Source organism: Azonexus hydrophilus (assembly GCF_038368255.1).
GTDB classification, from domain to species: Bacteria; Pseudomonadota; Gammaproteobacteria; order Burkholderiales; family Rhodocyclaceae; genus Azonexus; species Azonexus hydrophilus.
In genome coordinates, this window is the sequence record NZ_CP151406.1 from 1412424 (window position 1) to 1426890 (window position 14467).

1 protein-coding gene is annotated in these 14467 nt (G+C 63.0%); it reads left to right on the plus strand.

Features of this window, described 5'->3' with window-relative positions:
- Window positions 1-69: 69 nt before the first annotated feature.
- Window positions 70-14418 (plus strand): retention module-containing protein, encoded by a 14349-nt coding sequence (locus AADV58_RS06890; RefSeq protein WP_341744397.1) that lies wholly within the window; start codon window positions 70-72, stop codon window positions 14416-14418.
- The last annotated feature ends 49 nt before the right edge of the window (window positions 14419-14467 follow it).

The window sequence follows — 14467 nt, forward strand, 5'->3', positions numbered from 1 at the left end:
TAGTCCAATAGCCAAGCTGCTTGACGCCACCTACTATGACGTATCGCCTACCCATTTTGGAGTATCGTCATGGCTCAAGCTGCTGTTATTGCCAAAGTTTCTTCCCTCACTGGTGAAGCCTATGCCCGCGACAGCGCGGGTAATCTGCGTCGGCTGAAAGCCGGCGATGTCATCCGTGAAGGCGAGGTGGTTGTTTCCGGCAATGGCGCCCAGGTCGTTCTGGCCCTGGCCGACGGTCGCAGCATGGTCATCGCCGAACGCCAGGCAGTAACGCTCGACGCCGAAGTGGCGGCCCAGGACAAGCCGGATGCCTCGGATAGCGCGGTTGCCCGTTCGGGAGGCGGCTTTGATCAGTTGGCCGGCGTCATTGCCGACGGCGGCGACCTCGATGCACTGCTCGATGCAGAAGCGCCGGCAGCCGGTGAGGCGGCCAGCGGCAATGAAGGCCATTCGTTTGTTGAGTTCCTGCGCGTTGTTGAAAGCGTGGATGGGCAACAGTATGGCTTCGCTACCGAGCGCAATGCCCCAGAAGATACGTTCCAGGGTGGTTTGTTGCCGGAAGATCCGCCGGGTATCGAAGTGAGCAATGTGACGGTGTCGGAAGGCCAGACGGCGATCTTCACGCTGACGCTGAGCAACCCGTCGGCGAACCCGACGACGGTGACGCTGAACCTGGGCAACACGGCGGTGGATACGGACACCGACGCGACGCTGGGCAGCGACCTGTCGAACGACCTGTATGTGACGTTTGACAACGGTGCGACATGGACGCCGGTGGTGGGTGGTCAGGTTCAGGTACCGGCGAACACGACGACGTTCTACGTGTCGGTGCAGACGACGGCTGACGAACCGACGCAAGTGTACGAAGGCCCGGAAACCTTCACGCTGACGGCAACGACGGTGACCAACAGCGCCACGGGCGTGGGCACGATCACGGACGACGGCACGCCGGGCACGCCGCAGCCGCCGGTGACGCCGCCGACGATCCAACCGCCGCCGCTGGACGACCGTCCGGGCGTGACGGTGAACAATGTGACGGTGTCGGAAGGCCAGACGGCGATCTTCACGCTGACGCTGAGCAACCCGTCGGCGAACCCGACGACGGTGACGCTGAACCTGGGCAACACGGCGGTGGATACGGACACCGACGCGACGCTGGGCAGCGACCTGTCGAACGACCTGTATGTGACGTTTGACAACGGTGCGACGTGGACGCCGGTGGTGGGTGGCCAGGTTCAGGTGCCGGCCAACACGACGACGTTCTACGTGTCGGTGCAGACGACGGCCGACGAACCGACGCAAGTGTACGAAGGTCCGGAAACCTTCACGCTGACGGCAACGACAGCAGTGAACACGGCGACGGGTACCGGCACGATCACGGACGACGGCACGCCGGGTACGCCGCTGCCGCCGACGGTGACGCCGCCGACGATCCAACCGCCGCCGCTGGACGATCGTCCGGGCGTGACGGTGAACAATGTGACGGTGTCGGAAGGCCAGACGGCGATCTTCACGCTGACGCTGAGCAACCCGTCGGAGAACCCGACGACGGTGACGCTGAACCTGGGCAACACGGCGGTGAATACGGACACCGACGCGACGCTGGGCAGCGACCTGTCGAACGACCTGTATGTGACGTTTGACAACGGTGCGACGTGGACGCCGGTGGTGGGTGGTCAGGTTCAGGTACCGGCCAACACGACGACGTTCTACGTGTCGGTGCAGACGACGGCTGACGAACCGACGCAAGTGTACGAAGGCCCGGAAACCTTCACGCTGACGGCAACGACGGTGACCAACAGCGCCACGGGCGTGGGCACGATCACGGACGACGGCACGCCGGGCACGCCGCAGCCGCCGGTGACGCCGCCGACGATCCAGCCGCCGCCGCTGGACGACCGTCCGGGCGTGACGGTGAACAATGTGACGGTGTCGGAAGGCCAGACGGCGATCTTCACGCTGACGCTGAGCAACCCGTCGGCGAACCCGACGACGGTGACGCTGAACCTGGGCAACACGGCGGTGGATACGGACACCGACGCGACGCTGGGCAGCGACCTGTCGAACGACCTGTATGTGACGTTTGACAACGGTGCGACATGGACGCCGGTGGTGGGTGGTCAGGTTCAGGTACCGGCCAACACGACGACGTTCTACGTGTCGGTGCAGACGACGGCCGACGAACCGACGCAAGTGTACGAAGGCCCGGAAACCTTCACGCTGACGGCAACGACGGTGACCAACAGCGCCACGGGCGTGGGTACGATCACGGACGACGGCACGCCGGGTACGCCGCAGCCGCCGGTGACGCCGCCGACGATCCAGCCGCCGCCGCTGGACGACCGTCCGGGCGTGACGGTGAACAATGTGACGGTGTCGGAAGGCCAGACGGCGATCTTCACGCTGACGCTGAGCAACCCGTCGGCGAACCCGACGACGGTGACGCTGAACCTGGGCAACACGGCGGTGGATACGGACACCGACGCGACGCTGGGCAGCGACCTGTCGAACGACCTGTATGTGACGTTTGACAACGGTGCGACGTGGACGCCGGTGGTGGGTGGCCAGGTTCAGGTACCGGCCAACACGACGACGTTCTACGTGTCGGTGCAGACGACGGCCGACGAACCGACGCAAGTGTACGAAGGCCCGGAAACCTTCACGCTGACGGCAACGACGGTGACCAACAGCGCCACGGGCGTGGGCACGATCACGGACGACGGCACGCCGGGCACGCCGCAGCCGCCGGTGACGCCGCCGACGATCCAGCCGCCGCCGCTGGACGACCGTCCGGGCGTGACGGTGAACAATGTGACGGTGTCGGAAGGCCAGACGGCGATCTTCACGCTGACGCTGAGCAACCCGTCGGCGAACCCGACGACGGTGACGCTGAACCTGGGCAACACGGCGGTGAATACGGACACCGACGCGACGCTGGGCAGCGACCTGTCGAACGACCTGTATGTGACGTTTGACAACGGTGCGACATGGACGCCGGTGGTGGGTGGCCAGGTTCAGGTACCGGCCAACACGACGACGTTCTACGTGTCGGTGCAGACGACGGCTGACGAACCGACGCAAGTGTACGAAGGCCCGGAAACCTTCACGCTGACGGCAACGACGGTGACCAACAGCGCCACGGGCGTGGGTACGATCACGGACGACGGCACGCCGGGTACGCCGCAGCCGCCGGTGACGCCGCCGACGATCCAGCCGCCGCCGCTGGACGACCGTCCGGGCGTGACGGTGAACAATGTGACGGTGTCGGAAGGCCAGACGGCGATCTTCACGCTGACGCTGAGCAACCCGTCGGCGAACCCGACGACGGTGACGCTGAACCTGGGCAACACGGCGGTGAATACGGACACCGACGCGACGCTGGGCAGCGACCTGTCGAACGACCTGTATGTGACGTTTGACAACGGTGCGACATGGACGCCGGTGGTGGGTGGCCAGGTTCAGGTGCCGGCCAACACGACGACGTTCTACGTGTCGGTGCAGACGACGGCCGACGAACCGACGCAAGTGTACGAAGGTCCGGAGACCTTCACGCTGACGGCAACGACAGCGACGCAGGCGACCCCGTCTACGGGCGTGGGTACGATCACGGACGACGGCACGCCGGGTACGCCGCTGCCGCCGACGGTGACGCCGCCGACGATCCAACCGCCGCCGCTGGACGACCGTCCGGGCGTGACGGTGAACAATGTGACGGTGTCGGAAGGCCAGACGGCGATCTTCACGCTGACGCTGAGCAACCCGTCGGCGAACCCGACGACGGTGACGCTGAACCTGGGCAACACGGCGGTGAATACGGACACCGACGCGACGCTGGGCAGCGACCTGTCGAACGACCTGTATGTGACGTTTGACAACGGTGCGACGTGGACGCCGGTGGTGGGTGGCCAGGTTCAGGTACCGGCCAACACGACGACGTTCTACGTGTCGGTGCAGACGACGGCCGACGAACCGACGCAAGTGTACGAAGGTCCGGAAACCTTCACGCTGACGGCAACGACAGCAGTGAACACGGCGACGGGTACCGGCACGATCACGGACGACGGCACGCCGGGTACGCCGCTGCCGCCGACGGTGACGCCGCCGACGATCCAACCGCCGCCGCTGGACGATCGTCCGGGCGTGACGGTGAACAATGTGACGGTGTCGGAAGGCCAGACGGCGATCTTCACGCTGACGCTGAGCAACCCGTCGGCGAACCCGACGACGGTGACGCTGAACCTGGGCAACACGGCGGTGGATACGGACACCGACGCGACGCTGGGCAGCGACCTGTCGAACGACCTGTATGTGACGTTTGACAACGGTGCGACATGGACGCCGGTGGTGGGTGGTCAGGTTCAGGTACCGGCCAACACGACGACGTTCTACGTGTCGGTGCAGACGACGGCCGACGAACCGACGCAAGTGTACGAAGGCCCGGAAACCTTCACGCTGACGGCAACGACGGTGACCAACAGCGCCACGGGCGTGGGCACGATCACGGACGACGGCACGCCGGGCACGCCGCAGCCGCCGGTGACGCCGCCGACGATCCAGCCGCCGCCGCTGGACGACCGTCCGGGCGTGACGGTGAACAATGTGACGGTGTCGGAAGGCCAGACGGCGATCTTCACGCTGACGCTGAGCAACCCGTCGGCGAACCCGACGACGGTGACGCTGAACCTGGGCAACACGGCGGTGGATACGGACACCGACGCGACGCTGGGCAGCGACCTGTCGAACGACCTGTATGTGACGTTTGACAACGGTGCGACATGGACGCCGGTGGTGGGTGGCCAGGTTCAGGTGCCGGCCAACACGACGACGTTCTACGTGTCGGTGCAGACGACGGCCGACGAACCGACGCAAGTGTACGAAGGTCCGGAGACCTTCACGCTGACGGCAACGACAGCGACGCAGGCGACCCCGTCTACGGGCGTGGGTACGATCACGGACGACGGCACGCCGGGTACGCCGCAGCCGCCGGTGACGCCGCCGACGATCCAACCGCCGCCGCTGGACGACCGTCCGGGCGTGACGGTGAACAATGTGACGGTGTCGGAAGGCCAGACGGCGATCTTCACGCTGACGCTGAGCAACCCGTCGGAGAACCCGACGACGGTGACGCTGAACCTGGGCAACACGGCGGTGAATACGGACACCGACGCGACGCTGGGCAGCGACCTGTCGAACGACCTGTATGTGACGTTTGACAACGGTGCGACGTGGACGCCGGTGGTGGGTGGCCAGGTTCAGGTGCCGGCCAACACGACGACGTTCTACGTGTCGGTGCAGACGACGGCCGACGAACCGACGCAAGTGTACGAAGGTCCGGAAACCTTCACGCTGACGGCAACGACAGCAGTGAACACGGCGACGGGTACCGGCACGATCACGGACGACGGCACGCCGGGTACGCCGCTGCCGCCGACGGTGACGCCGCCGACGATCCAACCGCCGCCGCTGGACGATCGTCCGGGCGTGACGGTGAACAATGTGACGGTGTCGGAAGGCCAGACGGCGATCTTCACGCTGACGCTGAGCAACCCGTCGGCGAACCCGACGACGGTGACGCTGAACCTGGGCAACACGGCGGTGAATACGGACACCGACGCGACGCTGGGCAGCGACCTGTCGAACGACCTGTATGTGACGTTTGACAACGGTGCGACGTGGACGCCGGTGGTGGGTGGCCAGGTTCAGGTACCGGCCAACACGACGACGTTCTACGTGTCGGTGCAGACGACGGCCGACGAACCGACGCAAGTGTACGAAGGCCCGGAAACCTTCACGCTGACGGCAACGACAGCGACGCAGGCGACCCCGTCTACGGGCGTGGGTACGATCACGGATGACGGCACGCCGGGTACGCCGCAGCCGCCGGTGACGCCGCCGACGATCCAGCCGCCGCCGCTGGACGACCGTCCGGGCGTGACGGTGAACAATGTGACGGTGTCGGAAGGCCAGACGGCGATCTTCACGCTGACGCTGAGCAACCCGTCGGCGAACCCGACGACGGTGACGCTGAACCTGGGCAACACGGCGGTGAATACGGACACCGACGCGACGCTGGGCAGCGACCTGTCGAACGACCTGTATGTGACGTTTGACAACGGTGCGACATGGACGCCGGTGGTGGGTGGCCAGGTTCAGGTACCGGCCAACACGACGACGTTCTACGTGTCGGTGCAGACGACGGCCGACGAACCGACGCAAGTGTACGAAGGTCCGGAGACCTTCACGCTGACGGCAACGACGGTGACCAACAGCGCCACGGGCGTGGGCACGATCACGGACGACGGCACGCCGGGCACGCCGCAGCCGCCGGTGACGCCGCCGACGATCCAGCCGCCGCCGCTGGACGACCGTCCGGGCGTGACGGTGAACAATGTGACGGTGTCGGAAGGCCAGACGGCGATCTTCACGCTGACGCTGAGCAACCCGTCGGCGAACCCGACGACGGTGACGCTGAACCTGGGCAACACGGCGGTGGATACGGACACCGACGCGACGCTGGGCAGCGACCTGTCGAACGACCTGTATGTGACGTTTGACAACGGTGCGACATGGACGCCGGTGGTGGGTGGTCAGGTTCAGGTACCGGCGAACACGACGACGTTCTACGTGTCGGTGCAGACGACGGCTGACGAACCGACGCAAGTGTACGAAGGCCCGGAAACCTTCACGCTGACGGCAACGACGGTGACCAACAGCGCCACGGGCGTGGGCACGATCACGGACGACGGCACGCCGGGCACGCCGCAGCCGCCGGTGACGCCGCCGACGATCCAACCGCCGCCGCTGGACGACCGTCCGGGCGTGACGGTGAACAATGTGACGGTGTCGGAAGGCCAGACGGCGATCTTCACGCTGACGCTGAGCAACCCGTCGGCGAACCCGACGACGGTGACGCTGAACCTGGGCAACACGGCGGTGGATACGGACACCGACGCGACGCTGGGCAGCGACCTGTCGAACGACCTGTATGTGACGTTTGACAACGGTGCGACGTGGACGCCGGTGGTGGGTGGCCAGGTTCAGGTGCCGGCCAACACGACGACGTTCTACGTGTCGGTGCAGACGACGGCCGACGAACCGACGCAAGTGTACGAAGGCCCGGAAACCTTCACGCTGACGGCAACGACAGCGACGCAGGCGACCCCGTCTACGGGCGTGGGCACGATCACGGACGACGGCACGCCGGGTACGCCGCTGCCGCCGACGGTGACGCCGCCGACGATCCAACCGCCGCCGCTGGACGACCGTCCGGGCGTGACGGTGAACAATGTGACGGTGTCGGAAGGCCAGACGGCGATCTTCACGCTGACGCTGAGCAACCCGTCGGCGAACCCGACGACGGTGACGCTGAACCTGGGCAACACGGCGGTGAATACGGACACCGACGCGACGCTGGGCAGCGACCTGTCGAACGACCTGTATGTGACGTTTGACAACGGTGCGACATGGACGCCGGTGGTGGGTGGCCAGGTTCAGGTGCCGGCCAACACGACGACGTTCTACGTGTCGGTGCAGACGACGGCCGACGAACCGACGCAAGTGTACGAAGGTCCGGAGACCTTCACGCTGACGGCAACGACAGCGACGCAGGCGACCCCGTCTACGGGCGTGGGTACGATCACGGACGACGGCACGCCGGGTACGCCGCTGCCGCCGACGGTGACGCCGCCGACGATCCAACCGCCGCCGCTGGACGACCGTCCGGGCGTGACGGTGAACAATGTGACGGTGTCGGAAGGCCAGACGGCGATCTTCACGCTGACGCTGAGCAACCCGTCGGCGAACCCGACGACGGTGACGCTGAACCTGGGCAACACGGCGGTGAATACGGACACCGACGCGACGCTGGGCAGCGACCTGTCGAACGACCTGTATGTGACGTTTGACAACGGTGCGACGTGGACGCCGGTGGTGGGTGGCCAGGTTCAGGTACCGGCCAACACGACGACGTTCTACGTGTCGGTGCAGACGACGGCCGACGAACCGACGCAAGTGTACGAAGGCCCGGAGACCTTCACGCTGACGGCAACGACGGTGACCAACAGCGCCACGGGCGTGGGCACGATCACGGACGACGGCACGCCGGGCACGCCGCAGCCGCCGGTGACGCCGCCGACGATCCAGCCGCCGCCGCTGGACGACCGTCCGGGCGTGACGGTGAACAATGTGACGGTGTCGGAAGGCCAGACGGCGATCTTCACGCTGACGCTGAGCAACCCGTCGGCGAACCCGACGACGGTGACGCTGAACCTGGGCAACACGGCGGTGGATACGGACACCGACGCGACGCTGGGCAGCGACCTGTCGAACGACCTGTATGTGACGTTTGACAACGGTGCGACATGGACGCCGGTGGTGGGTGGCCAGGTTCAGGTACCGGCCAACACGACGACGTTCTACGTGTCGGTGCAGACGACGGCCGACGAACCGACGCAAGTGTACGAAGGCCCGGAAACCTTCACGCTGACGGCAACGACGGTGACCAACAGCGCCACGGGCGTGGGTACGATCACGGACGACGGCACGCCGGGTACGCCGCAGCCGCCGGTGACGCCGCCGACGATCCAGCCGCCGCCGCTGGACGACCGTCCGGGCGTGACGGTGAACAATGTGACGGTGTCGGAAGGCCAGACGGCGATCTTCACGCTGACGCTGAGCAACCCGTCGGAGAACCCGACGACGGTGACGCTGAACCTGGGCAACACGGCGGTGAATACGGACACCGACGCGACGCTGGGCAGCGACCTGTCGAACGACCTGTATGTGACGTTTGACAACGGTGCGACGTGGACGCCGGTGGTGGGTGGCCAGGTTCAGGTGCCGGCCAACACGACGACGTTCTACGTGTCGGTGCAGACGACGGCCGACGAACCGACGCAAGTGTACGAAGGTCCGGAAACCTTCACGCTGACGGCAACGACAGCAGTGAACACGGCGACGGGTACCGGCACGATCACGGACGACGGCACGCCGGGTACGCCGCTGCCGCCGACGGTGACGCCGCCGACGATCCAACCGCCGCCGCTGGACGATCGTCCGGGCGTGACGGTGAACAATGTGACGGTGTCGGAAGGCCAGACGGCGATCTTCACGCTGACGCTGAGCAACCCGTCGGAGAACCCGACGACGGTGACGCTGAACCTGGGCAACACGGCGGTGAATACGGACACCGACGCGACGCTGGGCAGCGACCTGTCGAACGACCTGTATGTGACGTTTGACAACGGTGCGACGTGGACGCCGGTGGTGGGTGGCCAGGTTCAGGTACCGGCCAACACGACGACGTTCTACGTGTCGGTGCAGACGACGGCCGACGAACCGACGCAAGTGTACGAAGGTCCGGAAACCTTCACGCTGACGGCAACGACGGTGACCAACAGCGCCACGGGCGTGGGTACGATCACGGACGACGGCACGCCGGGTACGCCGCTGCCGCCGACGGTGACGCCGCCGACGATCCAACCGCCGCCGCTGGACGACCGTCCGGCAGTGATTGCAGTCTCCAGTCCGACGACTGTCGAAGGGATGGCGCTTGATTTCGTGGTGACCCTGAGTAACGAAAGTCTGTTCTCGACGACTGTCAATCTGGATTTCGACGACGACACGGCGAGCCTTGCGCTCGATACCACGACGCCGATCGAGGTTTCCTTCGACGGTGGCAACAACTTCACCACGGTTACGGTGGCTGCGGATGGTACTTTCAGCGTCTCGGTGCCTCCTTCGACGACCTCGTTCATCGTTCGCTTGCCGACCATCGATGATGGAGAAGTCGAGCAACCTGAACAGCTTTTCCTTTCTGCTGCGACCGCACAGAATGCCGTCCCAGTTGCTGGAACCGGTACGATCAACGACAACAGCATCGATGATGGCAATGAGGCGGTTTCCACGCAGGAGGATGTCTCCATCGTTTCCGGTACGCTGATTGCCAATACGGTTACTGCCGCTGGTAGCGTCTCAATCCTGAGTTTCTCGGTGGCCGGTGATCCGACTGTGCATGCTGCGGGCAGCAGCGTGACCATCGCGGGGCGCGGCGAGTTGACCATCAATGTTGATGGCAGCTATTCCTTCGTGCCGTACCAGGATTACAGTGGCCCGGTGCCGACGGTGACCTACACGGTCACCAACGGTATGCGCACCGATACCTCGACGCTGGATATCACGGTGACGCCGGTTGCCGATACGCCGAATGTGACGATCCAGATCGGCAACCCGGTGACCAACAACCTGACCATCAATAACACCAACGCTGGCATTGCCGGCCAAGGGTATACAGTCACCGCCTACAATCTCGATGGTTCTCCGGGTACGGTCAGCGTTGTCAACGGCGCGGGTGCGGGCAATGTCAGTGGCTTTGGGGTTGCTCAGGCATCCTCTGGAAACGATAGCGAAATCGGTCATCTGAACGGAAATTCCGAGAAGATTGCCATCGCTTTCGATGATCCGGTGTCCAGCGCCACCATCCAGTTCGCCTGGTTGCACTCTGGCGAGCGGGCGACCTACACGCTGTTCGACGATCAGGGTAACCAGATTGGCCAGGGCACCGTTGCCGGCGTCACCGATGTGGTCGATTCGCCTTTCACGGTGGTCAGTGACAACGGCGCGCAAATCGCACGCATCGAGTTCACGGCTCCGCGTGCGGGTGACGATTACCTGATCCATTCGGTGACTTTCGCGCAAACCAAGACGCATCCGCTGACGATCACGGCAACGCCGACCGATATCGATTATTCCGAGGAAATCGCCACGATTACGGTCAGCGTTCCGGCTGGGGTGACGCTGTCGCATGGCACGCAGAATCCGGATGGCACCTGGACCCTGCCACTGACCAGCGATGGTCCGTATGTGGTGACGGTTGATCCGGTGACCAAGGCTGTCACGATCACCGGGCTGACGATGACCACGCCGGTCGACATGACTGGCTCGATGAACATCACGGTGACGGCAACGGCCCGGGATGGTTCGGATCTGGCTGATGGCTCTGCTTCGATCGCCACGCTGGGCATCCAGCCAACTATCGCGGTGGTTTCGGAAGAAGGTTTGCCTGGTGGTAGCCCGGATTCGGTCGGGGTTCCCGATACGACCAATTCGGCTAGCTTCAATGGAACGATGCTCATTGGAGGCGATGGTGACAGGATAATTTCCTTCACTCCGCCATCCGGCCTGACTTCAGGTGGTCAAGCCCTGTCCTGGACTACCACTCTCGTGGGTACGGCCACTGTACTCTCTGGCTCGGCGAATGGCCGGGAAATCCTCACGCTCACGATGCAGAGTAACGGTCAGTATTCCCTGGTGTTGAAGGGAGGTCTGGATCATCCAGTGGCAAACATCGAGGACATGCTGCGTCTGGACTTTGGTGTGACGGTGAGCAATGCGACCAACAGCAACACCTCTACCCTGACGCTCCTTGTTGAGGATGATGCGCCGACGGTCAATGGGCTTGCATCGATTGCCGGTGCCAATCAGGCAGGGCAAACCGTGCTTGGTAGCCTCCCCGTTTCGCTGTCCGCCGATGGTACGGATTTCACCTGGCGCCCGGGGGCATCGTCGATGCCGACTTTGTTCGCCGATGGTCAACTGGTTCAGACCGAGTTCAACGATGCCGGTGATGTGATGACTGGCTTCATAATGCGCGCGGGGGTTCGCGAGAACGTCTTCACGCTCAATATCGATCTGGATTCCGGTGGTACTCAGTTCCGTACCTATACTGAACTGCTTGGGGTCTCCTCTCAGTCGAGCAGCTTCAAGAATACTGGAGGAAATTCCGGCAATCTGCTGCTGAGTGATTCCGCCTCCGGCCTGGTGTTGATTGATATTACCGGGGAACGTAATGGTCAGCCGGCCAATGTCAATTACTCAACCCAAGGGATTTCTGTAAATGGTGGTGCGGGGAACTGGATCGATACCGCAGGTAATGAAAAGCTCACCCTGAATTTCGGGGTGGACGTCACCTCGGCAGGTTTTACACTTGAGGCTCAGGGGCAGACAGCAACGATGTCGTGGGTTGCCTATCGGGATGGCGTCGAAGTGGCGCGTGGAAATAATGTTGCGATCACGACGAACGAGCAGCCGCTGACCATTTCCGTAGCGAATACGGGCGGCTTGGCTTTCGATCAGGTCGTCTTTACCTCGAATAGCGGTTCGTGGCGTCCCGAGGTATCCAGCCTCAGCTATATCAACTATCGTGCCGATATCAGCATGAATCTCGGCTATCAGCTCACTGATTCCGACCTGGATACCGCCAGCGGCAGCATTAATGTCACGCTGCTGGGCCGTCCGGCACCGACGGTTGGCGGTGCTAGCGCTACGCTCTCTGAAGAGGGCTTGGTCGGCGGTAACATCGATAACCTTGGCGTGCCGCAGGATACGACGAATGCCACTGTCTTCAGCGGAACCATGGCGGTTTCCGGTAGTGGAACCTTGTCCCTCGCCCTCTATCCGCCTTCGACGACGGTGACTTCTGGTGGCGAGCCGCTGCAGTGGAGCGGTGTCGGTACCACGAATCTGGTGGGCTCGGCCGCCGGTTCGCCTGTCGTCAGTGTGACGATTGCCAGCAATGGAAGTTACACAGTAACCTTGCTGGGTCCTGTCGATCATGCTCAAGCAGGCGTCGAAGATGTCTTGTCTTTCGACATTGGTGTGACGGTCAGCGACGGTACGGTTGCGAGTAGCGCAACGCTGACGGTCAACGTTGAGGATGACTCGCCGGTAGCAGGTGCTCAGACCAGGCAATTGGATGTCGGACAGATCGATACCAACCTGATGGTAATCCTTGATGTGTCCGGCAGCATGACCAGCACATCGGTCGACCGGCTGGCGGCTGCGCGGACAGCAATTACCAATCTGATCAACTCGTATGACGGATATGGCGATGTTGCAGTCAAGATCGTCACGTTCTCGACCACGGCTGCAGATCGGACCAGCTTCTGGATGACGGCGGATGATGCCAAGGCCATGTTGAGTTCGATCACGGCCAATGGCTGGACCAATTACGATGCGGCGCTGGCGCAGGCGATTCAGTCCTGGACTTCTGCCGGGCGGATTCTGGAAGCCCCGGCCGGAGGTTCGCTGCAGAATGTGGCCTATTTCATTTCCGATGGACAGCCAAACGCCAGTGATGGAAACGGCTCGACCTTGGCCAATAACAGTAATGGTGGTACCAATGTCACCGCTGATTCCGGAATTCAGCCGGATGAAGCAGCAATCTGGGCAAATTTCCTTGCCACCAATGAGATCAAGGCCTTTGCGCTGGGGATTGGTACCGGATTGACCGCAACGGACAAGGCCTACCTTGATCCAATTGCCTACGACGGTACGACGGGTAGCAGCACCGAGGCACTGATGGTGCCGAACGTGAATACCCTGTCGGCGGTGCTTCAGTCGACCGTTGCGCCGATTGCGCAGGGCAATGTCCTCTTGGGTAATACGCCGGGCAATGTGGGTGCGGATCAGGGCTATTTGTCGGTAATCCAGATCGACGGGCGAGTATTCAGTTGGGACCGTACGGCGAATACCGTCAGTGTCTCAGGCAGCGGTACAGCGTCCGCTACATTTGACGCTGTCACGCACCAGCTGAACGTAAGCACCGCAGCCGGCGGGTTGTTGATCATTGACCTGGATAATGGCGATTACAGCTATCGTCCTCCGTTCTCCGGTACCGGTTCCCTGTCCGAAACCTTCGGCTTCACGCTGCGGGATTTCGATGGCGATACTGCGAATGGATCAGTGCAACTGAATGTGACCTACAGCCAGGGTGCGGTGACCAGTGTTGGCACTGCCAGCGGCAATACCATCAACGGTACTGCGGGGAATGACATTCTCAGCGGGCTGGCCGGCAACGATACGCTCAGTGGCGGTGATGGAAATGACTGGCTGTCTGGTGGCGATGGTGATGACATCCTGAACGGCGGTAATGGTAACGATAAGCTGGTCGGTGGCAATGGTAACGACACGCTTAATGGCGGTGCCGGTAACGACCTGTTGATTGGTGGTGCTGGCAGCGACACGATGACCGGTGGTATGGGGGCTGACACTTTCCAGTGGAGTTTGGCTGATCGTGGGAACAAAGGCTCGCCAGCCCTCGATACCATTACCGACTTCAACCGTAACGAGGATATCCTTGATCTGCGGGATTTGCTGGTCGGCGAAAACCACAGCACGGGTATCGGTAACCTTGCCAACTATATCGACATCACGACGACGACCTCCGGTGGCGTTACCAGTACGATACTGCGCATCAGTCATGATGGAGGCTTTGCTGGAGGAACCTATAGTTCTGGACAGGAAAGCCAGCGCATTACGCTGACCGGGGTCAATCTGTACAGTGAGTACGGTGTGGCGAACAACAACGATGCTGCGCTGATCCAGCAGTTGTTGAATAACGGAAAGCTGATCGTCGATTGATCCTGGTAGTCAGCTAGCAAAGTAAAAGGGGCGGAATTTCCGCCCCTTT